Raw genomic sequence first — 22,726 nt, 5'->3', positions numbered from 1 at the left:
TGCGTGCCGGGACAGCACACCCCACAAGGCCGTCCGGAGGGGCCGTCGGCGGCGGTCGGTAGGGTGCACGGCGTGCCGGACCATGCCGAACCGCCCCAGACCAGTCCGCCGGGCAACGCCGAGGCCGCCGCCCCCCGGGCGTCGCGACGGCCCGTGAAGGCGGTGCTCTTCGACTTCCACGGCACCCTGGCCCAGGTGGAGGAGCCCCGGCGGTGGGTGCTGGAGGCCGCCGCCGCGTGCGGGGTCACCCTGGACCGGGTCCGCGCCACCTCGCTGGCCGACCGGCTGCTGACCGCCGGGCGGGCCGGCGGTCCGCTGCCGGCGCGGGTGCCGCCCCGGTTGGCCGAGCTGTGGGCCGACCGGGACCTCTACCAACACGCCCACCGGGGCGCGTACACCGGGCTGGCCGAGACCGTCGACGCGGGCATCGAAGGATTCGCCGACGCGCTCTACGAGCGTCTGCTCACCGCCGACGGCTGGCTGCCGTACCCGGACACCGCGCCCACGCTGACCGCGTTGCGCGACGCCGGGGTGCCGGTCGCCGTGGTCAGCAACATCGGCTTCGACCTGCGGCCGCACTTCGACGCGTGGGGGTTGACCGACCTGGTCGGCGCGTTCGCGCTCTCCTACGAGGTGGGGCGCTGCAAGCCCGACCCGGCGATCTTCTGGCGTGCCTGCGGGATGCTCGGCGTCGACCCGGAGCAGACCCTGATGGTCGGTGACACACCGGCCGACGCGGGCGCGGTGGCCGCCGGCTGTTCGGTGCTGGTGCTCCCGGCCGCCGAACCGGGCCGGGAGAACGGGCTGGGCGCGGTGCTCGACCTCGCCCTGCCGGCCTGACCGGCACCGGCGTGCCGTCAGCCCGGGATGTGAATCACCGGTAGGTCGCCGTCGCCGTACCGATCCTCCCCGGTCAGGATCGAGGCGTCGTGTTCGAGTACGGCCAACACGGTGGTGGCCAGATCGGCGCGACCGGTCACCGTGCGCCAGTAGCTGAGTTCGTGCCAGGAGTGCCCCTCGGTGGCGAGCACTTCGCAGGCGTCCAGGTTCAGCAGCCGGTGCAGGGTGGCTCGTTCCTTCGGGTCGCTGACGATCGCCAGGGTCTCCGCCGCGGTCACGGCGGTGACGCCGAACCTGTTGCGATCCTGGATGACCTCGTGCAACGGCTCCCCGACATGCACCGACCCCACCAGGTAGGCCAGCAGTGCCGACCGGTCCAGCACGAGCCGGACCGGGCGGTCGTCCTCGGGGCTCACGCGGCCGGTTGTTCGCGCGCGCCGGCGGCTGCGTCCAGCGCGTGCTGGCGGGCCCGCTCGCGAAGGGCGCTGCGGCGCTCCGGCGACCAGTCGGCCTCCACGGCAGCCCGACGGGCGCGCGCCTCGGCCACGCCCTGCTCGGTGATCGGGATGCCCTGGTGGGCCAGCTCCGCGTCCAGGGCATCCAGCCGCATCCGGTCACGGACGGCCTGGGTGATGTAGGCGCTGGCGTTGGACTCGCGCTCCAGGCGCTCAGCCACGTCAGGTGGCACGGAGATCGACAGCTTCCGCATCGCGCTGGTCATACCAGGGACCGTACGCCGGTAGCACCGCGTTGGCGAACATTACCGCTGTGTCGGCTCTGCGGGTGGCGGCGCACGACCAGCGCGGTCAGGGCTGCGGAGCGCCACCCCGGACACCCGGTTCCGAGCGGCGAGACGTCGCCGCTCGGAACCGGGGCCAGGGCTGTCAGACGGCTCCTGCCTCCCGCATGGGACGCCAGGCGAGGAGGGTGATCGTCACCATCACGGCGGCGGCGATCCAGAACGGCGTGGTGATCTCCCAGACGCTGGCGAACAGGCCGCCGAGGAGCGACCCCAGCGCCGCACCGCCGAGATCCAGCAACGCGAACACGCTGCCGACGCGGCCGCGTAGTGGTGGCGGCACGACCCGCTGCCGGGCCGATGTGACGACGATGCCCCACACCATGGCGTGGATGCTGAAGATGACCAGGACGATAGCGGCGATCCATGGTGTCGTCGTGATCGCGAGGGACACATGCGTGATGATCTCGATGACCAGGCCGGCACGCAACACCGCGGAGCCGCCGAGCGCTCGGGTTGTTCTCGCTGCGACTGTCGTGCCGGCCAGGCCGCCGACCGCGAAGGCGGTCAGCAGGAAACCGTAGCCGACGCCAGCCACACCCAGACGCTCCCGGCAGTAGAGCACGAACACAGCGAACGCGGCACCGAACGCGATGTTGCTCAGGCCCATGCTGAGGGCGAGGACCCGCAGCAGGCGGTGTCGCCACAACCACTGCAGACCGGCCGCGACCTCGGCACGCAACGATGTCCGCTGCCGGGGTTTCGCGGGGATCGGACCTCTCCGGATACCCGCCATCAGCGCCGCGGAGATCGCGAAGGTGAACGCGTCGAATCCAAACGGTACGGCGGCTGAGATGACGAACAACCACGCGCCGAGCGGTTTGGCGACGAACTGGTTGCCGATGGTGAAACTCGCGTAGAGCCGGGCGTTGGCGCTGGCCAGTTCGTCGGGGTCGACCAACGCCGGGAGTAGGGCACCCATGGCGGTGTCCGCAAGGGTTTCTCCGCCACCCAGGAGAAAGAGCACGACGTAGATGATGATTACGGAGACGGTCTCGGTCGCGATGGCAGCCGCCAACCCCGACAGGGCTGCGGCGCGTATCAGGTTGACGACCACCACCATGCAGCGCTTGTCGAGTCGGTCGACGTAAGCGCCACTGATCAGGGCGAACAGCAACCAGGGCAGTTGCTGCGCGAAGACGGCTCCGGCGATGAGGGCCGGCTTGTCGGTGACGGAGGCGACCAGTAACGGGCCGGCGGCCATCGTGACGCCGTCGCCGACGTTGGACACCGCGGCGGCGGTCCACAATTTGGTGAAGTCCGCGCCCAAACGCGCGGATACAAGGGCACGCAAAATAGCTCCTCGAGCCAGGGAAGGAAACGGTCGGCGTGGGACCGCTCCGCGGCGAGGAGCACCAAACCACCGGCGGGAGTCCGGTGGTGCCCGATCAGTACCGGGCAGGCTCTCGCGGCGAGGCGGAGACCGTGACCAGGTCGAGGCGCATTCCAGCTCCCAACTGTGGATCAATATCGTTTCGGGCAGGATATCCGGCCATCGAGACTCTCGTATCCCCCAGAACGGCCAGCGAGGCCTAGGGCGACAGATCCGATCTCTCGCCACGAGCCGAATGACAGGGCCCTCGTTTCGGCGGGTGCACACCGCCGGGAGGTAGCCGGAACTGAACGCCTACCGTCGTGCCCGTGACCGAGATCCTGCTGCCCACGCCACCGCCGACCGACACACCACCAGCCCGGCGTGGTGGCGTCGTCGCCGTGGGACTGGTGCTCGGCGGGGCGCTGTCGGTGCAGTTCGGCTCCGCCGTGGCCGCCTTGCTCTTCCCGCGTACCGGAGTGGCCGGCGCGGTCACCCTGCGGCTGACGATCTCGGCGGTGCTGCTGCTCGTGGTGTGCCGACCCCGACTGCGCGGACACGACCGGTCGGCCTGGCTCGCGGTGGGCGCGTTCGGGCTCGCGCTGGCCGGCATGAACTCGCTCTTCTACCAGGCCATCGAACGCATCCCGCTGGGCCCGGCGGTGACGCTGGAGGTCCTCGGCCCCCTCGCGCTGTCGGTGTTCAGCGCCCGGCGACTCGCCAGTTGGGCCTGGGCGGGGCTCGCACTGGCCGGGGTGGCGCTGCTCGGGCAGGGTGGCTTCGACCGGCTGAACCCGGTCGGGGTGGCCTTCGCGTTCGGCGCGGGCGCCATGTGGGCCGCGTACATCGTGCTGAGCGCCCGGGTCGGCGGCCGGTTCCCGGGCGCGGACGGGCTGGCCCTGTCGCTGACCCTCGCCGCGCTGGTCACGCTGCCACTGGGCATCGTCGACGGCGGCGCGGTGCTGCTCGACCCGCCGGTGCTGGCGCTCGGTGCCGCCCTCGCGGTGCTCGCCTCCGGGCTGCCCTACACCCTGGAACTGCTGGCGCTACGGCGGATGCCCACTGCCACGTTCGCGGTGCTGATGAGCCTCGGCCCGGCCGTCGCCACCCTCGCCGGCTGGCTGGTGCTGCGGCAGGAGCTGACGGTGCTGGAATGCGCCGCCATCGCGCTGGTCATCACGGCCAGCATCGGTGCGGTACGGGTCAACGCAGCAGCCGCACGGCCCCCGGGACGGCGCTGATCGTCACCGGCAAACCCAACGAGCGCTCCCCGTCGGCGTACGTGGTGATGCCCTCGGCGGCCAACTCCACGGTCCGGGCGCGGAAGCTGCGCACGAGCGGGTGGCTGACGTGGGTGCCCTGGTAGATGCGCGGCTTGACCCGGATCAAGGTTCGCCGGTCGACCCGGCCCGCCACCACCACGTCGAGCAGCCCGTCGGTCGGGTCGGCGTCCGGGCAGATCCGCATCCCGCCGCCGTACGTGGGGCAGTTGCCCACCGCCACCAGCACCGCGTCCAACTCGTGCGGCACCCCGTCCAGCCGCAGCGTGTAGCGGCGCGGGCGGAGCCGGGCCAGCTCGACGACGATCGCCAGGTCGTACCGGCGGGGGCCGCGTGGCCAGCGCATCCGGTTGGCCCGCTCGTTGACGATCGCGTCGAACCCGGCGGCGAGGACCGCCCCGTACCAGCGCACGGTGCCGTCGACCGCGTTCATCCGGGCCAGGTCGACGGTGTGGCTGCGGCCGTCGCGTAGCGCGGACGCGATCACGTCCGCCGCCGCGAGGGGGTCGGCCGGGAAGCCGGTGTCCAGGGCGAAGTCGTTGCCGGTGCCGGCGGGGATCGGTCCGAACGGCACGTCGGTGCCCGCGACCGCCTGCAACGCGCGGTGCACGGTGCCGTCCCCACCGATCGCCACGAGCGCTCCGGCGCCGTCCGCGACCGCCGTACGACACGCCGTCTCCGCCTCGCCCGGGCTGGACGCCGGCAGCAGCCGGACCGGGCGACCGGCGGCGGCCAGGCCGTCCAGCAGCCGGGGCAGCAGGGCGCGGTAGCGTCCCCGGCCGGCGGTCGGGTTCGTGAGTACGGCCACCGGGCCACCGGGGAGCGGGGCGCGGTCGACCGGGCCCGGCAGGTGATCGTCTGCGGTCACGGGCAGCACCGTACCGGTCGGACACCCGTCGTTCACCAGGGGCAGGCGCGGTCACCGTCGGTCCCGCCGCCGACGCTGCCGGTGACGCGGCGACGCCGCCCCCGAAGGACGGGGACGGCGTCGGCTGACCGGGCGGCGCGCAGGCCGTCAGGTCATGTCGTCGTAGCGACGCTCGATCGGTGCCGGCTTGGCGATCGGCTCGGGAACGCCGATCGGCTCCGCCGCGTCGACCCGTTGCCCGGCCACGACCGGGTCCGCGTCGAACTCCAACGGCGACACCTCGTCGTCGTCGATGCCGGCGTAGACCTCCTTGCCGCGCCCACGCCGCCTGTCGTTGATGAACGCGACCCCGACAGCGGCGAAGTAGAGCGCGGAGAGGCAGAGCGCCAGCGCGGTCATCCCGAACGGGTCCGGGGTGGGGGTGACCACGGCGGAGAAGGCGAAGAACACGAAGATCGCCACCCGCCACCAGCTGAGCAGCCGCTTCGCGCTGGCCAGACCCACGAAGTTGAGCATCAGCACGATCAGCGGGAACTCGAACGCCACCCCGAACAGCAGGATCAGATTGGTGACGAACGAGATGTAGCGGGTGACTTCCAGGTTGGTCGCGATGTCGTCGCCAGACACGTTGAGCAGGAACTCGAGGCCCTTGGTGGTGACGAAGAAGGCCAGCACCGCACCGGCCGCGAACAACGGCGCGGCGAGCGCCGTGAAGATGTACGCGTACCGCCGCTCGTGCCGGTGCAGACCAGGCGCGATGAACGCCCAGAGCTGGTAGAGCCAGATGGGCGCCGCGATGACCAGACCCACCCACAGGCCGATCTTCAGGTTGAGCAGGAAGACGTCCGCCACACCGAGCTGGACGAACTTGCACTTGCCGGAGACCGGGTCGATCGAGGCGTCAAGGTCGCAGTACGGCTTCGACAACAGGATCCGGACCGGCGTCGCCAACCAGATGCCGACACCGAAGCCGATCATGATTGCCAGCGACGCGCGGAAGAGACGGTTGCGCAGTTCGCGGACGTGCTCGATGAGCGTCATCGAGCCGTCGGCGGCCCGCTCGAACGTGCTCGGGCCGCGCTTACGCAGGGCGAAGGCCACGGGAGTGGGGCCCTTCGGTCAGTTGTCGCGGACGCGGTGCACCGGGTCGACGACCGGCTGCTGCGGCGGGGCCTGCTGGTACGGCGGCTGCTGCGGCTGGCCGACGTACGGCGCCTGCTGCCCGGCGTGCGGCGGCAGCGGCTGGTAGCCGGCCTGCGCGTCGGCCTTCTCGGCGAGGTCGCGGTCGTCGTCCTGCAGGCTCTTGGTCTCGGCCTTGATGATCCGCAGCGACCGACCCAGCGAACGGGCCGCGTCGGGGAGCCGCTTCGCACCGAAGAGCAGGATCAGCACAACCACGAGAACAGCGATGTGCCACGGCTTGAGGGCACCCATGAGAAGCTCCAGTCGGTCTGTGTCCGAGGGGTGGTACGCAGCCCATCGTACGTGCGGATCGGCTGCCCGCCACCCGCTGGGTGGTGGTGGTTTGGCCGGGAGGGTGAAGTCTTGACCAACCCGCGATGATCCGTCAACCACCGCCGGGTGCGCGCTCGATCAGCCGCGCTTGGCCTTGATCACCGCGAGCCGTCGGGACGTGGTGTCGAGTTGACGCTGAACTCCCTCGGCCCGCTGCTGCAACGCCTCGGCGGTCTCCCGCAGCGCCTCGGCCTCGGCGGCCCGACGCTGCAACGCCACGGCGGCGCGACGCAGCCCGGGCAGCCGGCTCAGCACCGGGCGTACGGCCAACGCGAGCGCCACGAGGGGAAGCAGCACCACCGCGAGCACGATCCAGATCAGCACGGCGGTCAGCCTACTGGGTACGGCCGGCCACCGCCGGGTCGGCCGACCGCGCGACCTCCGCGTCGACGTCGGACGGCCGGGGCGCTGCGGTCGGGGTGGGCACCGCGTACGCGTCCAGCGCGGCGGCGGCCGTCGCCCGGACCTGCTCGGCCAGCTCGACCGGGGCGACCACGGTGACCTCCGGGCCGAGACCCAGCACGAACCGGCGAGCCCACCCGAGGTCGGTGACCCGCAACGAGACGAGCCACTGGTCGCCGTCGCCGGCCTCGACGCGCTCGCACGGGTAGTACTCGGTGATCCACCGCTCGCTGCGACCGATGCGCAGCGTGATCAGCGGCAGGTCGGTCGAGGGACGGAACACGCCCTCGGTGAGGTCGTGCGGGACAGCCTGCGGCGGCACCGTGGCCGGCTCGTCCAGCTCGGTGACGGCGTCGATCCGGTCGGCCCGGAACAGCCGGACGGCCTCCGCGCGCCGACACCACGCCTCCACGTACGCCCGGCCGCCGACCATCAGCATCCGCAGCGGATCGATGACGCGGTCGGTGGTCTCGTCCCGGGCAGCCGTGTAGTAGGTGATCCGCAGGGCCTTCCCGCCTTCCACTGCGGCGCGCAGCGCCTCGACCCGCGGGGTGTCCCCGGGCAACCGGACCGCCACCGGGGCGCCCACCAGGTCGCCGGCGGCCTCGATCTTCGCCAGGGCCCGTTCGACGGCCTCCCGGTTGGCCACTCCGGGTGTCTCGGCCAGCATCCGCAGCGCCACCACGAGCGCCAGGGCCTCGTCCGGGGTCAGCCGCAACGGGCGGTCGATGCCGGCGTCGTAGGTGATGGTCACCCGATCACCGTCGAACGCCATGTCGATCAGGTCACCGGGACCGTACCCGGGCAACCCGCACACCCAGAGAAGCTCCAGGTCCTCCCGCAGCTGCCGCTCGGTGACACCCAGGTCACCGGCCGCCTCGGCGATCTCGATGCCGGGTCGGGCCAGCAGGTAGGGCACCAGGTTGAGCAGTCGGGCCAACCGGTCCGCCGAGGCACGGGAGCCGCCCCGGGCGGCCGGGCGGGTCACCGGGCACCTCCGGTGCCGGCCAGCTCGTCGTGACGGACGGCGATCTCCTTGAGTCGTTGGATGACCGCCTCGCGGACCTCCGGTGGGTCGAGCACCCGCACGTCCGGGCCGTAGCCGACGAGGTGACCGGCCAGCCCGTCGGGATCCGCGTACGGCAGGACCAGCCGGTCGCCGTCCGGCCCGGTGGTCACCTCCACCGCCCAGCGGCGCAGCCCGGCGGCCCGGCCCGGCGCGGCCAGGACGGTGGCCCGGCCGGTGCGTTCCACCGGACCCGACCAACGGGCCACGTGACTGATCAGGTCGACGTTCGCCGGCGGCTCGTACCCGCCGGGCGCACCGGTCACCCGGACCGTGCCGACGACCCGGGACAGTCGGAAGCAGCGGGTCGCATCCCGGTCCTGGTCGTGGCCGACGACGTACCACCGGCCGCGCCAGCAGACCACGCCCCACGGCTGCAGCCGGCGACGGCTCGGCGCGTCACGGTCGGGCACCCGGTAGTCGAACCCGACCTCGCGGCGGTCCCGGGCGGCGGCGGTCAGCGGCGCGAACGCCGGGTCGACAGTGACCATCGGCTCCAGGCCGAGGGTGGCCTGCGGGTCCACGTCCACCCCGGCGGCGCGCAGCTTGGCCAGCCCGGACGACGCGGCGGCGGCCAGCCCGGCGTGCTGCCACAGCCGCGCGGCGATGCCGACGGCGGCAGCCTCGTCCGGCTCCAGGAGGATGTCGGGCAACGCGTACTCACGGTGGGCGATCCGGTAACCGGGCTCGGCGTCGAAGGCGCTCGCCGTACCGGTCTCCAGTGGCACGCCCAGTTCGCGCAGTTCGGCCTTGTCCCGTTCGAACTTGCGCTGGAACGCTTCGTGGTCACGCGCGTCGTCCGGATCATGCTCGTAGCCGGGCACGGTCGCGGCGATCTGCGCGGCGGTCAGGAACCGTCGCGTGGACAGCAGGCAGATCACCAGGTTGACCAGGCGTTCGGTGCGGGTCCGCGACACGCGGTAGACGCTAGCAGCCGTCGCGCCCAGGACGTGCACCCGCGCGGGCGTGCCGCACACTTGTTCGGATCGGTGCTCCCCCGGCGCGTCGTCGTCTCCGGTCATAGGGTGAGCCTCATGTCGCAAGCGGAGGCCAGGCCCGAGAGCGAGAGCGTCGGCACGGTGATCGTCGCGGGCGCCGCCAACCTCGCCATCGCGATCGCCAAGCTGATCGCCGGGGTGATCTCCGGCTCGGCCGCGATGCTCTCCGAGGCCGCGCACTCGTTCGCCGACACCACCACCGAGGTGCTGCTCTACCAGGCGCTACGCCGCGGCTCCCGGCCGGCGGACCAGCGGCACCCCTTCGGGTACGGCAAGGAGAGCTACGTCTGGGCGTTCTTCGCGGCGATGTTCACCTTCGTCGCCGGCGCCGGCTTCGCCGTCACCCACGGCGTCACGACGATCCTGGTGCACGAGCACAGCGGCGACTACCTCATCTCGTACATCGTGCTCGGGGTGTCGTTCGTCATCGAGTCGATCTCCCTGACCCGGGCCGTGCGCCAGGTTCGCCGTGAGTCCCGACGCTGGCAGACCACGCCCCGGCGGTTCCTACGACTGACCGCCGACACCACCGTCAAGGCGGTCTTCCTGGAGGACAGCGCGGCCCTGATCGGTCTGCTGCTGGCCGGGCTCGGCGTCGGCCTGTCGCACGCCACCGGCGACGAGCTGTGGGACGGCATCGCCTCGATCCTGATCGGGCTGCTGCTGCTGGCGGTCGCCGGGATCCTCGCCGCCAACAACCTGTCGCTGCTGGTCGGCCGGGCGGTTCCGGAGCGACTGCGCCAGGAGATCGAGCAGGAACTGGCCGGGCTGCCCGAGGTGGAGCGCATCGACACCCTGCTGACCATGCAGCTCGGCCCGGACGACATCCTGGTCGCCGCGAAGGTCGACTTCCGCGACGAGGCGACCGGCGCGGAGATCGAGGCCACCGCCGACGAGGCCGAACGTCGGCTCACCGGCCGGTACCGGGAGATCCGCTTCGTCTTCCTCGATCCCACCCGCTCGCTGCCGGGGGCCACCGGCACCGCCCGGCACACCCAGGCCAGGCCGAGCCCGGACGCGGGCGGCGGCCCCGAGCCGACCTGATCCACGCCACCGCCGCACCCGGGCGCGGGCCGTCAGGCCCGCGCGGCTAGCGTGCCCGTCATGGTGCGATGGCGTACGGGGACGGTGGCGACGCGGCGACGGCAGTGGACCGGGGCGGTGGAGCTGGACGTCGACCTGCCCGATGGCACCAGCATGCGGGCGCTGGCCTATCCCGAGCTGGTCGGCACGCCCGAGCCCGGCGACCGGGTGCTGCTCAACGCCGGGGCGCTGCTGATGGGGTTGGGCACCGGCGGCTACGCCCTGGTGGTGGCCGTGCCGGACCGGCTGCCGCCGGACCCTCCGTCGGTCGGCGACACCCGCGACGCCGGGCACCTGGTAAAGGCCCGCTACACGCCGTTGCAGCCGATCCTGCTCGGCGTGGACGAGGAGGCGTCACCGCACCGCGACGTGCTGGCCGACGCGGACGACCTGGGCGGACTGCCGGTGGTCACCGCCGACCTGCACTCGGCGCTGCCGGCGATCCTGGCCGGCATCCGGGCCGACGCCCCGCAGGCGCGGGTGGCGTACCTGCTCACCGACGGTGGGGCCCTGCCCGCCTGGTTCTCCCGCACCCTCGCCGGGCTGCGCCAGGAACTGGCCGGCACGATCACCGTCGGGCAGGCCTTCGGCGGCGACCTGGAAGCCACCACCCTGCACGGCGGCCTGCTCGCCGCCCGGTACGTGCTGCACGCCGACGTCGCGATCGTGGCGCAGGGGCCCGGCAACCTGGGCACCGGCACCCGGTGGGGTTTCTCCGGGGTCGCCGTCGGCGAGGCGGTCAACGCGATCGCCACGCTGGGCGGTCGGCCGATCGGCTCGTTGCGCATCTCCGCCGCAGACCCACGCCCTCGACACCGGGGCGTGTCGCACCACAGCCTGACCGCGTACGGCCGGGTGGCGCTCGCCCCGGCGGACCTGGTGGTGCCCGAGGACCTGGATCCGGCCCTCGCCGCCGAGGTGGACGCGTCGCTGGCGCCCCTGACGGCCCGACACCGGATCGTCCGGGTGCCCACCACAGGTCTTCACGCCGCGTTGCGGGCCAGCACCGTGCCGCTGTCCACGATGGGCCGGGGCCTCGACGCCGACCACGCGTACTTCCTGGCAGCAGCAGCCGCCGGCCGCCACGCCGCAACCCTTCTCCCCTGACCCCGCCCAGCCCCAGCCGGTCGATCATGAAGTTAACGCCCGATTCCTCGGCGTGTCGTGACGATAACTTCATGATCGACGCGAGCGGGCGAGGGGCGTACGTCCGGGTCAGGCCAGGAAGATCAGGGCTAGCCAGCCGCCCACGATGAGGGCCAGGGCCAGAGCAAGCACCCACGTCGGCACCGTGTATTCACCGCGTCGGTTGCGGTCGACCTCGGCGCGGATCTTCTCCCGCCGGCGTTCGATCCAGTTCTGCCGCTCGGTGCCGCGCTTGGGGCGGTCGGAAGGTCCAGAAGTCGTCATGGCGCGCTCAGCCTACCGGTTGCGCCGGCCCCGTCGACGCACACCACCGCCGGGGGCCGGCACACCGGTCACATGCTGGCGATCAGCCGCTCCACCCGCTCGTCGTACGCCCGGAACGGGTCCTTGCAGAGCACTGTGCGTTGCGCCTGGTCGTTGAGCTTCAGGTGCACCCAGTCGACGGTGAAGTCGCGCCGCTTCTCCTGGGCGTGCCGGATGAACTCGCCGCGCAGCCGCGCCCGCGTGGTCTGCGGCGGGGTCTCCTTCGCCTCGAAGATCTCCGGGTCGGTGGCCACCCGGTCGACCTCGCCGCGGCGCTCCAACAGCCCGTAGAGGCCGCGACCGCGACGCACGTCGTGGTAGGCCAGATCCATCTGCGCCACCCGGGGGTGCGACAACGGCAGGTCGTGCTTGCGCTGGTAGCGCTCGATCAGCCGCAGCTTGCTGACCCAGTCGATCTCCCGGGACACCGGCTCCAGGTCACCGGTCTCCACCGCGTTCAACACCCGCCCCCACAGCTCGACGACCCGCTTGGCGGCCTGGTCTCCACCCCGACGCTCGACGAACTCGGTGGCCTTGGCCAGGTATTCCTGCTGGATGTCCAGGGCACTGACCTCCTTGCCGTTGGCCAGTCGCACCTTGCGGCGGCCGGTGATGTCGTGCGACACCTCCCGGATCGCCCGGATCGGGTTCTCCAGCGACAGGTCGCGCATCACCACCCCGGCCTCGATCATTCGCAGCACGATGTCGGCGGTGCCGACCTTGAGCAGCGTGGTGACCTCGTTCATGTTGGAGTCACCGACGATCACGTGCAGCCGCCGGTAGCGCTCGGCGTCGGCGTGCGGCTCGTCGCGGGTGTTGATGATCGGGCGGCTGCGGGTGGTCGCCGAGGAGACGCCCTCCCAGATGTGCTCGGCTCGCTGCGACAGGCAGTAGACCGCCCCGCGTGGGGTCTGCAGGACCTTGCCGGCCCCGCAGATCAACTGCCGGGTGACCAGGAACGGGATGAGCACGTCGGCGAGCCGGCCGAACTCGCCGTGTCGGGAGACCAGGTAGTTCTCGTGGCAGCCGTACGAGTTGCCGGCCGAGTCGGTGTTGTTCTTGAACAGGTAGATCTCACCCGCGATGCCCTCGTCGTGCAGTCGCTTCTCCGCGTCGACGAGCAGGCCCTCCAGGATCCGCTCGCCGGCCCGGTCGTGGGCGACCAGGTCGGTCACCGAGTCGCACTCCGGTGTCGCGTACTCCGGGTGCGACCCGACGTCCAGGTAGAGCCGGGCCCCGTTACGCAGGAAGACGTTGCTCGACCGACCCCAGGACACCACGCGCCGGAAAAGATAGCGCGCGACCTCGTCCGGGGACAGCCGCCGCTGCCCGCGATAGGTGCAGGTGACGCCGTACTCGGTCTCGAGGCCGAAGATTCGCCGCTCCATGGTGTGACATTAGCCGCCCGGAGGCCCGGTTCGTCACTGTCACACCACAGGTCGTGCTCCGGGCGCTGTCACATACCGGTTGAGTGCGACATTCCGTCCGGCCCGAGGCTCGCCACGAACCGCCGGCAGTTGTCGTACTCCGGCAGCAGACCTTGCTCGCGGGCCTGCGCGAGGGTCGGCGCCGCGTCGTCGCGCGCGGACAGCAACGGGACGTCGGCGGGCCACTCGATGCCCAGCTCCTCGTCCAGCGGGTGCACCGCGTGCTCACCGGTCGGGTTGTAGGTGGCCGAGCAGAGGTAGCTCAGCGTCGCGTCGTCGGTCAGCGCGCAGAAACCGTGGCCCAGCCCCTCGCTGAGGTAGACCGCCCGACGGTCGGTGTCGTCCAGCCGGACGCCCTCCCAGCGGCCGAAGGTCGGCGAGCCGACCCGCAGGTCCACGATCACGTCGAGGACCGCGCCGCGTACGCAGGTGACGTACTTGGCCTGCCCGGGCGGGACGTCGGCGAAGTGGATGCCGCGCACCACGCCGCGCGCCGAGACCGACAGGTTGGCCTGGGCCAGCCGCAGCGGGTGCCCGACCGCCTCGGCGAGCTTGTCGAAGCGGTACCACTCCATGAACATGCCGCGCGGGTCGCCGTGCTGCTGGGGGGTGATCTCCCAGGCGCCCTCGATGCTCAACTCCCGGATCTTCACCACGCACCCCCGGGCTGGCCGGTCGGAGCGTCCGCGTCGGCCAGCAGGCCGAGCAGGTAGTCGCCGTAGCCGCTCTTGGTCAACGGCGTGGCGAGCGCGCGCAGCTGGTCGTCGTCGATGAGGCCGGCCCGCCAGGCCACCTCCTCGACGCAGCCGATCTTCAGGCCCTGCCGCTCCTCGACGACCCGGACGAACTCGGCCGCCTGCATCATCGAGGTGAACGTGCCGGTGTCCAGCCAGGCGGTGCCGCGATCCAGCACGGTCACCGACAGCTCTCCGGTCTCCCGGTACGCCTCGTTGACCGCCGTGATCTCCAGCTCGCCGCGGGCGCTCGGCGTGAGCTTGCGGGCGATGTCCACCACGCGGTTGTCGTAGAAGTACAGGCCGGGCACCGCGTAGCGGGACTTCGGCCGGGCCGGCTTCTCCTCGATCGAGCGCACCCGCCCGGCATCGTCGAAGTCGACCACGCCGTACTCCTGCGGGTTGGCCACCTGGTAGGCGAAGACCCGCCCGCCGACCGGGTCGGCGTTCTTGGCGAGCTGCCGGCCCAGACCGACGCCGTGGAAGATGTTGTCGCCCAGGATCAAGGCCACCGAATCGGCGCCGATGAAGTCGGCACCGAGGATGAACGCCTGCGCGATGCCCTCCGGGCGCTCCTGGGTGGTGTACTCCAGTCGCAGCCCCAACTGGCTGCCGTCACCGAGCAGCCGGCGGAACTGGTCCTGATCCTCCGGCGTGGTGATCACCAGGATCTCCCGGACCCCGGACATCATCAGGGTGGAGAGCGGGTAATACACCATCGGCTTGTCGAAGACCGGCATCAGCTGCTTCGAGACCGCCCGGGTGATCGGCCAGAGCCGCGAACCGGTGCCGCCGGCAAGTAGGATTCCACGCACCGGGAGAGCCTAGCCGGACCGACGCCGGACGCGCCGGGGGGTCATGCCTCGATCGGTGCTCCGAACATTTCGCGTAGACTTCCCGACCCGTGAGGATCCTCGTCACCGGCGGAGCCGGATTCATCGGGTCGGAGTACGTTCGTCTGCTGCTGGGCAAGCCCCTCGGCAGCGCCGAAGGTGTGCCGCCACTCGAGCCGGCGGTCGTGACCGTGCTCGACAAGTTGACCTACTCGGGCAACCTGGCCAACCTCGACCCCGTACGCGACGACCCACGACTGCGGTTCGTGCAGGGCGACATCTGCGACCCCGTCGTGGTCGACGAGGTCGTGGCCGACCACGACGTGATCGTGCACTTCGCGGCCGAGTCGCACGTCGACCGCTCCATCGCCGGCGCCGCACCGTTCGTCACCACCAACGTGCTGGGCACCCAGACCCTGCTCGACGCCGCACTGCGGCACGGCACCGGCCGCTTCGTGCACGTGTCCACCGACGAAGTCTACGGTTCCATCGACGAGGGCTCCTGGACCGAGACGTGGCCCCTGGCGCCGAACTCCCCCTACTCGGCGTCCAAGGCCGGCTCCGACCTGCTCGCCCTGGCCTACCACCGCACCCACGGCATGGACGTCGTCGTCACCCGCTGCTCCAACAACTACGGGCCCTACCAGTTCCCCGAGAAGGTCATCCCGCTGTTCGTCAGCAACCTTCTCGACGGCGGCACCGTCCCCCTCTACGGTGACGGCGGCAACGTCCGCGACTGGCTGCACGTGCACGACCACTGCCGCGGCATCGCCCTGGTCCAGCAGAAGGGTCGCGCCGGCGAGGTCTACAACATCGGCGGCGGCACCGAGTTGACCAACAAGGAACTCACCGGCCTGCTCCTGGAGGCCTGCGGCGCCGGCTGGGACCGGGTCGTCCCGGTCACCGACCGCAAGGGCCACGACCGCCGGTACTCCCTCGACATCACCAAGATCAACCAAGAGCTCGGCTACTCCCCCAGCATCACCCTCGACCAGGGCCTCGCCGACACCGTGGCGTGGTACCGCGACAACCGCGCCTGGTGGGAACCTCTCAAGGCCACACCCACCGCATGACCCGACTGGTCGTCACCGGTCTGCTCGTCACCGGCGCCGGCGGAATGCTCGGCCGGGACCTGGTCACCGTGCTGCACGCCCGCTCCGACCTCAAGGTGACCGCAGCCACCCGTGCCGACCTGGACATCACCGATCCCGCCGCCGTCCGCGCCGCCGTCCGGGAGCACGACATCGTGATCAACACTGCGGCGTGGACCGACGTCGACGACGCCGAGGGCAACGAGGCGGCAGCCACCGCGGTCAACGGCGACGGGGTGGCGAACCTCGCGTCGGCGTGCGCGGCCAGCGGCGCGCGGTTGGTCCAGGTCTCCACCGACTACGTCCTCGCCGGCGACGCGCGCAGCCCCTGTCCGGAGGACGCGCCCACCGCGCCGGTCAACGCCTACGGCCGGAGCAAGTTGGTCGGCGAGCGGGCCGTCGCCCGGCTGCTGCCCACCACCGGGTACGTGGTGCGCAGCGCCTGGCTGTACGGGGCGCACAGGCCGAACTTCGTGACCACCCTGCTCCGACTCGCCGAGCAGCGGGAGCACATCGACGTGGTCGACGACCAGCACGGCCAGCCCACCTGGTCCTTCCGGCTCGCCGAACAACTCGTCGCCTTCGTCGACGCGGCTCTGGGCGGTCGGGCCGCTCCCGGCGTCTACCACAGCAGCTGCGCCGGCCAGACGACGTGGTACGGGCTGGCCCGCGCCGTGTTCGCGTTGACCGGTCTCGACCCGGAGCGGATTCGACGCACCTCCAGCGACCGGTATCCTCGTCCTGCTCCCCGACCGGCGTACAGTGTGCTGTCGCACAGCCGTTGGACGGCCGCGGGCCTGCCGTCGCTCCCGGACTGGCATGCCACCCTCATCGACGCTTTCGACTCCCCCGCTCCGCCCGTTCCGTGGAAGGTCGCATGAAACTCACCCTCGTCACCGGCCTGACCGGCCTGATATTGCTGGCCACGATCGTCGAGCTGCTGCGCCGTCGGCAGCTCCGCGAGAAGTACGGCATGCTCTGGCTCGGCGTCCTGGTGATCGTCATTCCGCTGTCGCTCTTCCCCCGCCTGTTGGACAACGTCGCCGAGCTGCTCGGCGTCGCCTCCGGCGTGAGCCTCGTGCTCTTCCTCGGCATCGTCTTCCTGCTGCTGGTCTGCGTGCACCTCAGCTGGGAGGTCAGCCACCTGGAAGAGGAGACCCGCACCCTGGCAGAAGACTTCGCCCTGCTCCGAGCCGAGATCGACGCGGACCGGGCGGCCCGAGACGAACTGGTGTCGCACGATGGTTAACGGCAAGCGGGTCCTCATCATCATCCCGGCGCTCAACGAGTCCGGCTCGATCGCCGACGTGGTCCAGGAGGTCCGCGGCGAACTGCCCGGCGTCGACGTGCTCGTCGTCGACGACGGCTCCACCGACCGCACCGCCGCGGTGGCCGCCGCCGCCGGCGCCCGGGTCGCCAAGCTGCCGTACAACCTCGGTGTCGGCGGGGCCATGCGGTGCGGCTACCGCTACGCCCGCGACCACGACTACGACGTCGCGATCCAGGTCGACGCGGACGGCCAGCACGACCCCCGGTACGTGCCGAAGCTCGTCGACCTGCTCGACGACACCGATCTGGTGATCGGCGCCCGTTTCGCCGGCGAGGGTGACTACACCGTCCGCGGCCCCCGCCGCTGGGCGATGATCATGCTCTCCGGCGTGCTGTCCCGCGTCGCGCGCACCAAGCTCACCGACACGACCTCCGGGTTCCGGGCCGCCAACCGTCGGGTGATCGACATGTTCGCCACCTGGTACCCGGTGGAGTACCTGGGCGACACGGTGGAGACGCTGGTGCACACCGCCCGGCGCGGCTACAAGATCCGTCAGGTGCCGGTGGCCATGCGCAAGCGGATGGCGGGCACGCCCAGCCAGTCCCCCGCCAAGGCCATGATCTACCTCGGCCGCGCCTTCGCCGTCCTCACGTTGGCGCTCATTCGCCGGTGATCCGCAGGCTGCTGAGTCTGGTCCCACCGGGCACCGTCGCCGTCGGCGCCGGCCTGGCCCTGCTGGGGTTGGCCTCCTACGTCCACCTGGCCGTCGCCGGGCACAGCCTCACCGAGGCGGACTACTCCGCCCTCTCGGTGCTCTGGTCGATCGTCTTCACCCTGGGCATCGGCCTGTTCATGCCGGTGGAACAGGAAGTCGCCCGACTCGTCGCCGCCCGGCACAGCCAGGGCCTACCCCCCGGGCCGGTCCTGGCTCGGGGGGCGGTCCTGGCCGCCGGCCTGCTCGCCGCCATGGTCGCGCTGATCATCGCCTTCCGGGGGACGCTCGCCGACCGTCTCTTCGACGGCGACGGCACCATGGTCACCGTCCTGATCGGCGCGCTGGCCGGGCTCGCCATCGCGCACACCACGCGCGGCGTCCTGTCCGGCCTGCAACTGTTCCCCTGGTACGGCACCCAGCTCGGCATCGACGGCGGCCTGCGGATCGTGCTCGTCGCCGTGCTCGGCCTGACCGGTGTGACCAACCCGGTCTGGTTCGGCGCGGTGCTGGTCGTCGCGCCGATCGCCGGCGTCGTCCTCACCGCGCCGCCGGTGCTACGAGCCATCGGTGGCGGCACCCCCATGGCCTGGGCGCCCCTGCTGCGCGGCCTCGGCCTGCTCATCGTCTCCAGCCTGCTCGCCCAGGTCGTGGTCAACATCGGCGTGATCAACGTCAAGGTGCTGGACCCGTCCGACGTGGCGACCGCCGGCGCGCTGCTCTCCGCACTGGTGCTGGTACGGATCCCGCTGTTCGTCTTCGCGTCGCTGCAGGCGTCACTGCTGCCCGGTCTCGCCACCACCGCCACCACCGGTGACCTGGCCGGTTTCCACAGCCTGCTGCGCCGGGCACTCGGCATCGTCACCGCGCTCGGCCTCACCGGCGCCGTGGGTGCCGTGCTGCTCGGCCCGTGGCTGGTGCAGACCCTCTTCGACGCCCCCGGCGTCCTCGGCCACGGCGACTTCGCCTGGCTCGCCGTGGCCACCCTCGCCTACCTGTGGGCCATGGTCCTCGGCCAGGCGCTGCTCGCCCTCGACCGGCACCGGGCCCAGGCCCTCGCCTGGGCCGTCGGGGTGGCTGCCCTCGTCCTCGCCACGCTCGCACCGGTCGCCACCGCGCTGCGGGTGGAACTCGGCTACGCCATCGGGTCGGTCGTCGTCGCCGCCACCATGGCCGTCCTGCTGCGCAACCGCACCCTCCGCTCGGCGGTGCCCACCCAGACCCCTCCCCTCGAGGCTGTCACGCCGGGAGTGACCGGAGGACTCTGATCATGGCACCACCTCGGATCACCGTGGTCATGCTGGCCTACGGCCCCGAGCCGTACCTGGTCGACGCCGCCCGCGCCGCCCTCGCCAGCACCGACGTCACGGTCGAGCTGATCGTCGTCGACAACGGCTGCACCGGCGGCGGCATCGACGCCGTGAAGACCCTCCCCCGGGTACGCGTGCTGTCCCCCGAGCACAACACCGGCTACGCCGGCGGCTGCGACGTCGGTGCCGCCGAGGCGACCGGCGACTGGCTCGCCTTCGTCAACTCCGACGCGATCGTCGCACCCGACGCCCTCGCCAAAGTCACCGAAGTGGCCGCCGAGGACGGCGTGGGCGCCGCGATGGCGTCCATCCGCCTCGCCGACCGACCCGAACTGATCAACACCGCCGGCAACCCCCTGCACTTCGCCGGTCTCTCCTGGGCCGGCGGCAACGGCGAACCCGCCACCGTCCACGCCCACCGTCGCTCCGTGGCAACACTGAGCGGCTGCTGCTTCGTCATCGGCCGGCGCCTCTGGCGCGAGCTCGACGGATTCGCCCCCGAGTACTTCGCCTACCACGAGGACACCGAGCTGAGCCTGCGGCTGCGCCAACGGGGCCTGCGGCTGGAGTACGTACCAGACGCCGTGGTACGTCACCACTACGAGTTCTCCCGCAACACACTCAAGCTCTACCTGGTCGAACGCAACCGGCTGGTCACCCTGCTCACCACCTACCAGACCCGTACCCTCGCGGTGCTCGCCCCCGCGCTGCTGCTCACCGAAGCCGCGATGCTCACCAACGCGCTGACCGCCGGCTGGGCCCGCCACAAGATCCGCGGCTGGCGCTGGCTGTGGCAGCACCGGGGCTGGGTGCGCAGCCGCCGCCGGCAGCTCCAGGCCGAACGCCGGGTGCCCGACGGCGTCATCGCCGACCTGATGACCGGCCGGCTCCCCCCGACCGACGTCACCGCCACCGGGCTGGGTGCCTTCAACGCGGTGGCCGGGGCCTACTGGGCCGTCGCCAAACCACTACTCAAGCGCACCTGACGGGGCCACCCGCGACTGCGGCCCCGCAACGTGCGCGGCGGGCGGCCGATGGAACTCAGCCGCCCGCCGCTCCCACTCGTGCTACTTGCCGTCGGCCGGCTTGTCCTCCAGGTCGGCGGAGCCCGCCGAGGTCGTCGGCTTGTGCGCCTCCGTCGTCGGCTGCGCCGGCGTGTCCGGGCCACCCGCCTCCGCCGGCTGCTCCGCGGCGGCCACATCGCCGTCCAGCAGGGCGGTCAACGCGGCACCGGTGATCCGGCGGAACGTCCGCCCGACCCGGTGGCGGTCCAGTACCGCCACCTCCAGCTGGTTCGCGGCGATCGTCCGGGCCGCCCCGCCCTCACCGCCGACCGTGCTCAACGCCTGCACCGCCACCCGGGCCGCCTCCGCGAGGGACATGTCAGCCCGGTGCTGCGACTTCAACACACCGGTGATCGCCTCGGCCTGACCACCCATGGCCATCCGCCCCGGCTCGTCGTTGACGGAGCCGTCGTACGTCAGCCGGTACAACTCGTCGTCGTCCGCGGTGGCACCGACCTCCGCCACGCAGATCTCCACCTCGAACGGCTTCGACTGCTCCGTGAAGATCGCGCCGAGCGTCTGCGCGAACGCGTTGGCCAGAGCCCGGCCGGTCACGTCACGCCGGTCGTAGCTCAGCCCGTTCAGGTCGGCCATCCGCACCCCGGCGCGACGCAAATTCTCGAACTCGTTGTACCGGCCGACAGCGGCGAAGCCGATCCGGTCGTAGATCTCGCTGACCTTGTGCAGGGCGCTGGAGAGGTTCTCCGCGACGAAGAGCACCCCGCCGGAGTAACTGAGGACCACCGCGCTGCGACCCCGAGCGATGCCCTTGCGGGCCAGCTCGGAGCGATCGCGCATGATCTGTTCGGGCGAGGCGTAGAACTGCATGGCCACGGCGGCGGTTCTCCTTACGGGGCTGTGCTGACGACTGCTGACTGGTGGGGGTGGACGGGGCTCAACCGCCCGGGTTCTCCATCCGACCGGCGACCACGCCCTCGGCGATCGCCGCCGTCTCGGCGTCGGTCAGCCGCCGGGTGCCCTCCGCGGTAGCGGTCATCACCACCGGGTAGATCCGGCGGGTGAGGTCCGGCCCACCGGTCGCGGTGTCGTCGTCCGCCGCGTCGTAGAGCGCCTCGACAGCGAGCCGGGTGGCGTCGTCGACGGACAGGCCGGCCCGGAAACGCTTCTTCAGCGCCGACTTCGCGAAGAGCGAGCCGGAGCCGATCGCGTCGTAACCGGTCTCCTCGTACGGGCCGCCGGTGACGTCGAAGCTGAAGATCCGGCCGGCCCGCGTCGGGTCCGCGGCGGCCAGGTCGAACCCGGCGAACAACGGCACCACGGCCAGGCCCTGCATGGCCGCGCCCAGGTTGCCACGGATCATGGACGCCAGCCGGTTGGCCTTGCCGTCCAGCGAGAGCATCGCGCCCTCGATCTTCTCGTAGTGCTCCAACTCCACCTGGAACAGTCGCATCAGCTCGATGCCGATGCCCGCGGTGCCCGCGATGCCGACCAGCGAGTACGCGTCGGCCGGGTGCACCTTCTCGATGTCGCGCTGCGCGATCAGGTTGCCCATGGTGGCCCGTCGGTCGCCGGCCATCACGACGCCACCGGCGGCCGAGATGGCCACGATGGTCGTCGCGTGCGGCGCCAGGTCGGCTGCCATGCCCGGCGGCAGCGGCCGCCGGCCGGGCAGCATCTCGGGGGCCACCCGACTCAGGAACGTCGTGAAGGAGGACGTCCCCGCGTTGGTGAACACATCTGGTAGACGCCCGGATGGATCAAAGCCCGCTGCCACGTGGTTCCTCTCAGGTACGTGATCGCCCTGGCCAGCCTCGTGGGACTGTCACGGAACTGGCCAAGACCACCGTTGCAGTTGAAGCAGAGTATCCCGCGCACCCATCCGGTGCGATGATCGTGGTCCAGATGTTGCGGGTCGGCGCCGCCACAGATCGCGCACACCCCGCCCTGCTCCGCCAGGAGCTCCTGGAACTCCTTCTCGCCCACGCCGTACCGCCGCCGCAGGTGGTACTCGCGGTTGCCCCCGTACAGCCGGTCCTTGGTCTCTCTGGTCTTGGTGTTGTGGCAGGGCTTGCAATAGGTCGCGTAGCCGGAGGCATCCGCACGGTTGCGGGGGAAGGCTTCGAACGGCTTGACCGCATCACAAGCCGGACAGAATCTGTGTCCCTCCGGCACGACTCGGCCAGGGCGCACCTCACGGTCGAACTTTGCCTTCACTCGACGCGCGTAGCTTGCCTTGGACCGCTCGTTGAAGCAGGGCTTGCAATAACTGCCCCGCCCATCCGGCCGCTTGGAACTCGCACAGAACAGATCGAGCGGTTTCCATTCGCCGCAGTCTCGGCAGCGACGGAGCCCATCACGATCATCATTGACCCGAGCCATGTCCGGATTACCCTATATGTTCACTGACCTCCTTTTTGTACGTAACCCCTGACAAATTCCTCGGCGTTTTCCTCGAGGACGGAGTCGATCTCGTCGAGGAGGTCGTCGACGTCCTCGGTGATCTCGGCGTGCCGCTCGGCCACCTCGGGGTTGGCCTCGGTGGTGACGTCCTCGATTTCCTCGCCCTGACGGGACTTGCCGGACTGCGACTGGCCGCCGCTGTCATGAGTGGCCACTGCTGCCTCCTCCACGATCGTCTGCGATGAACTTACCTCGCGCGGGCGACGAAAAGCCCGCCGCGCGCCGGCTTGCGGCACACGACGGGCAAAGAGG

Annotated in this window: 27 protein-coding genes; 10 read left to right on the top strand and 17 right to left on the bottom strand. The window is 71.3% G+C overall.

Going from position 1 to position 22,726, the window contains the following annotated elements:
* The first annotated feature begins 72 nt into the window (after positions 1–72).
* Positions 73–840, top strand: coding sequence for an HAD-IA family hydrolase (locus tag O7614_RS16920; protein WP_278139422.1), 768 nt, complete (start codon positions 73–75; stop codon positions 838–840).
* A 17-nt stretch (positions 841–857) separates the two neighbouring features.
* Here the strand turns inward: O7614_RS16920 and O7614_RS16915 are convergent, their stop codons facing one another.
* The 3 genes from O7614_RS16915 to O7614_RS16905 all read right to left on the bottom strand — a co-directional run bounded on the left by O7614_RS16915 (position 858) and on the right by O7614_RS16905 (position 2,933).
* The gene (locus O7614_RS16915) at positions 858–1,256 is read right to left on the bottom strand and encodes a hypothetical protein (protein ID WP_278139421.1); all 399 of its coding nucleotides are present in this window, start codon (positions 1,254–1,256) and stop codon (positions 858–860) included.
* Positions 1,253–1,561 (bottom strand): hypothetical protein, encoded by a 309-nt coding sequence (locus O7614_RS16910; protein ID WP_278139420.1) that lies wholly within the window; start codon positions 1,559–1,561, stop codon positions 1,253–1,255. Before O7614_RS16910 ends, O7614_RS16915 begins: the two co-directional genes overlap by 4 nt.
* A gap of 163 nt (positions 1,562–1,724) precedes the next feature.
* Positions 1,725–2,933 (bottom strand): MFS transporter, encoded by a 1,209-nt coding sequence (locus tag O7614_RS16905; RefSeq protein WP_278139419.1) that lies wholly within the window; start codon positions 2,931–2,933, stop codon positions 1,725–1,727.
* A 341-nt stretch (positions 2,934–3,274) separates the two neighbouring features.
* Here O7614_RS16905 and O7614_RS16900 point away from each other — a divergent pair, with 341 nt between their 5' ends.
* The gene (locus tag O7614_RS16900; protein ID WP_278139418.1) at positions 3,275–4,192 is read left to right on the top strand and encodes an EamA family transporter; all 918 of its coding nucleotides are present in this window, start codon (positions 3,275–3,277) and stop codon (positions 4,190–4,192) included.
* On the opposite strand, the gene O7614_RS16895 is transcribed toward O7614_RS16900, so the two are convergent.
* From O7614_RS16895 to O7614_RS16870, 6 genes are all read right to left on the bottom strand, one after another.
* Entirely contained in the window at positions 4,155–5,099 is a 945-nt protein-coding gene (locus tag O7614_RS16895; RefSeq protein ID WP_278139417.1) for a diacylglycerol kinase, read from the bottom strand. The two genes, O7614_RS16900 and O7614_RS16895, sit on opposite strands and share 38 nt — an antisense overlap.
* Positions 5,100–5,246: 147 nt before the next feature.
* A complete protein-coding gene (gene tatC / locus O7614_RS16890; RefSeq protein WP_278139415.1) occupies positions 5,247–6,200 on the bottom strand; it encodes a twin-arginine translocase subunit TatC in 954 nt (317 codons plus the stop codon).
* A gap of 18 nt (positions 6,201–6,218) precedes the next feature.
* A complete protein-coding gene (gene tatA, locus O7614_RS16885; RefSeq protein WP_278139414.1) occupies positions 6,219–6,533 on the bottom strand; it encodes a Sec-independent protein translocase subunit TatA in 315 nt (104 codons plus the stop codon).
* A 159-nt stretch (positions 6,534–6,692) separates the two neighbouring features.
* A complete protein-coding gene (locus O7614_RS16880; protein ID WP_278139413.1) occupies positions 6,693–6,938 on the bottom strand; it encodes a hypothetical protein in 246 nt (81 codons plus the stop codon).
* 10 nt (positions 6,939–6,948) lie between these two features.
* Entirely contained in the window at positions 6,949–8,004 is a 1,056-nt protein-coding gene (locus O7614_RS16875) for a YafY family protein (protein ID WP_278139412.1), read from the bottom strand.
* Complete coding sequence (locus O7614_RS16870; RefSeq protein WP_278139410.1) at positions 8,001–8,999, bottom strand: WYL domain-containing protein; 999 nt, start codon at positions 8,997–8,999, stop codon at positions 8,001–8,003. Before O7614_RS16870 ends, O7614_RS16875 begins: the two co-directional genes overlap by 4 nt.
* Before the next feature lie 117 nt (positions 9,000–9,116).
* Here O7614_RS16870 and O7614_RS16865 point away from each other — a divergent pair, with 117 nt between their 5' ends.
* On the top strand, positions 9,117–10,124 hold the full coding sequence (locus tag O7614_RS16865) for a cation diffusion facilitator family transporter (RefSeq protein ID WP_278139409.1): 1,008 nt from the start codon (positions 9,117–9,119) through the stop codon (positions 10,122–10,124).
* Between the two features lie 60 nt (positions 10,125–10,184).
* Positions 10,185–11,270 carry a DUF3866 family protein gene (locus tag O7614_RS16860; RefSeq protein ID WP_278139408.1) on the top strand — a complete coding sequence of 362 codons (1,086 nt, stop codon included), beginning with the start codon at positions 10,185–10,187 and terminating at the stop codon, positions 11,268–11,270.
* 108 nt (positions 11,271–11,378) lie between these two features.
* Here O7614_RS16860 and O7614_RS16855 read toward each other — a convergent pair whose 3' ends face one another.
* From O7614_RS16855 to rfbA, 4 genes are all read right to left on the bottom strand, one after another.
* Complete coding sequence (locus tag O7614_RS16855) at positions 11,379–11,573, bottom strand: hypothetical protein (RefSeq protein WP_278139407.1); 195 nt, start codon at positions 11,571–11,573, stop codon at positions 11,379–11,381.
* Positions 11,574–11,641: 68 nt separating this feature from the next.
* Positions 11,642–13,000: a Pup--protein ligase gene (pafA, locus tag O7614_RS16850; protein ID WP_088989658.1), complete on the bottom strand. Its 1,359-nt coding sequence runs from the start codon at positions 12,998–13,000 to the stop codon at positions 11,642–11,644.
* Positions 13,001–13,068: 68 nt separating this feature from the next.
* Positions 13,069–13,692 (bottom strand): dTDP-4-dehydrorhamnose 3,5-epimerase, encoded by a 624-nt coding sequence (gene rfbC, locus O7614_RS16845; protein ID WP_278139406.1) that lies wholly within the window; start codon positions 13,690–13,692, stop codon positions 13,069–13,071.
* Positions 13,689–14,588, bottom strand: a complete 900-nt coding sequence (gene rfbA, locus O7614_RS16840) for a glucose-1-phosphate thymidylyltransferase RfbA (protein ID WP_278139405.1) — start codon at positions 14,586–14,588, stop codon at positions 13,689–13,691. Before rfbA ends, rfbC begins: the two co-directional genes overlap by 4 nt.
* An 89-nt stretch (positions 14,589–14,677) precedes the next feature.
* Between rfbA and rfbB the strand changes: the two genes are divergently transcribed.
* Genes rfbB through O7614_RS16810 form a run of 6 tightly spaced genes read left to right on the top strand, consistent with a single transcriptional unit; the run spans position 14,678 to position 19,975 of the window.
* On the top strand, positions 14,678–15,679 hold the full coding sequence (gene rfbB, locus O7614_RS16835) for a dTDP-glucose 4,6-dehydratase (protein WP_278139404.1): 1,002 nt from the start codon (positions 14,678–14,680) through the stop codon (positions 15,677–15,679).
* Positions 15,676–16,578, top strand: coding sequence for a dTDP-4-dehydrorhamnose reductase (gene rfbD, locus O7614_RS16830; RefSeq protein WP_278139403.1), 903 nt, complete (start codon positions 15,676–15,678; stop codon positions 16,576–16,578). Before rfbB ends, rfbD begins: the two co-directional genes overlap by 4 nt.
* A complete protein-coding gene (locus O7614_RS16825; RefSeq protein ID WP_088989662.1) occupies positions 16,575–16,946 on the top strand; it encodes a DUF2304 domain-containing protein in 372 nt (123 codons plus the stop codon). The genes rfbD and O7614_RS16825 overlap by 4 nt, the downstream gene beginning before the upstream one ends.
* Positions 16,939–17,640, top strand: coding sequence for a glycosyltransferase family 2 protein (locus tag O7614_RS16820; protein ID WP_278139402.1), 702 nt, complete (start codon positions 16,939–16,941; stop codon positions 17,638–17,640). Before O7614_RS16825 ends, O7614_RS16820 begins: the two co-directional genes overlap by 8 nt.
* Entirely contained in the window at positions 17,637–18,947 is a 1,311-nt protein-coding gene (locus O7614_RS16815; protein WP_278139401.1) for a polysaccharide biosynthesis protein, read from the top strand. Before O7614_RS16820 ends, O7614_RS16815 begins: the two co-directional genes overlap by 4 nt.
* Positions 18,948–18,949: 2 nt before the next feature.
* The gene (locus O7614_RS16810) at positions 18,950–19,975 is read left to right on the top strand and encodes a glycosyltransferase family 2 protein (protein ID WP_278139400.1); all 1,026 of its coding nucleotides are present in this window, start codon (positions 18,950–18,952) and stop codon (positions 19,973–19,975) included.
* An 81-nt stretch (positions 19,976–20,056) separates the two neighbouring features.
* Here the strand turns inward: O7614_RS16810 and prcA are convergent, their stop codons facing one another.
* From prcA to O7614_RS16790, 4 genes are all read right to left on the bottom strand, one after another.
* On the bottom strand, positions 20,057–20,887 hold the full coding sequence (gene prcA / locus O7614_RS16805) for a proteasome subunit alpha (protein WP_278139399.1): 831 nt from the start codon (positions 20,885–20,887) through the stop codon (positions 20,057–20,059).
* Between the two features lie 61 nt (positions 20,888–20,948).
* Positions 20,949–21,788, bottom strand: a complete 840-nt coding sequence (prcB, locus tag O7614_RS16800; protein ID WP_278139398.1) for a proteasome subunit beta — start codon at positions 21,786–21,788, stop codon at positions 20,949–20,951.
* The gene (locus O7614_RS16795; RefSeq protein WP_278139397.1) at positions 21,707–22,228 is read right to left on the bottom strand and encodes an endonuclease VII domain-containing protein; all 522 of its coding nucleotides are present in this window, start codon (positions 22,226–22,228) and stop codon (positions 21,707–21,709) included. Before O7614_RS16795 ends, prcB begins: the two co-directional genes overlap by 82 nt.
* Positions 22,229–22,413: 185 nt before the next feature.
* The gene (locus O7614_RS16790) at positions 22,414–22,629 is read right to left on the bottom strand and encodes a ubiquitin-like protein Pup (RefSeq protein ID WP_030332902.1); all 216 of its coding nucleotides are present in this window, start codon (positions 22,627–22,629) and stop codon (positions 22,414–22,416) included.
* Positions 22,630–22,726 lie beyond the last annotated feature (97 nt).

Source organism: Micromonospora sp. WMMD961, assembly GCF_029626145.1.
Lineage (GTDB): Bacteria > Actinomycetota > Actinomycetes > Mycobacteriales > Micromonosporaceae > Micromonospora.
The sequence above is the reverse complement of the archived record's forward strand: the minus strand, read 5'-3'. Positions and strand labels throughout refer to the sequence as shown.

Excerpts from the sequence above, each read along its gene's own strand:
- O7614_RS16910 (WP_278139420.1), bottom strand. The coding sequence starts at position 1,561 with ATGACCAGCGCGATGCGGAAGCTGTCGATCTCCGTGCCACCTGACGTG.
- tatA (WP_278139414.1), bottom strand. The coding sequence starts at position 6,533 with ATGGGTGCCCTCAAGCCGTGGCACATCGCTGTTCTCGTGGTTGTGCTG.
- O7614_RS16865 (WP_278139409.1), top strand. The coding sequence starts at position 9,117 with ATGTCGCAAGCGGAGGCCAGGCCCGAGAGCGAGAGCGTCGGCACGGTG.
- O7614_RS16860 (WP_278139408.1), top strand. The coding sequence starts at position 10,185 with ATGGTGCGATGGCGTACGGGGACGGTGGCGACGCGGCGACGGCAGTGG.
- O7614_RS16855 (WP_278139407.1), bottom strand. The coding sequence starts at position 11,573 with ATGACGACTTCTGGACCTTCCGACCGCCCCAAGCGCGGCACCGAGCGG.
- pafA (WP_088989658.1), bottom strand. The coding sequence starts at position 13,000 with ATGGAGCGGCGAATCTTCGGCCTCGAGACCGAGTACGGCGTCACCTGC.
- rfbD (WP_278139403.1), top strand. The coding sequence starts at position 15,676 with ATGACCCGACTGGTCGTCACCGGTCTGCTCGTCACCGGCGCCGGCGGA.
- O7614_RS16825 (WP_088989662.1), top strand. The coding sequence starts at position 16,575 with ATGAAACTCACCCTCGTCACCGGCCTGACCGGCCTGATATTGCTGGCC.
- O7614_RS16820 (WP_278139402.1), top strand. The coding sequence starts at position 16,939 with ATGGTTAACGGCAAGCGGGTCCTCATCATCATCCCGGCGCTCAACGAG.
- O7614_RS16810 (WP_278139400.1), top strand. The coding sequence starts at position 18,950 with ATGGCACCACCTCGGATCACCGTGGTCATGCTGGCCTACGGCCCCGAG.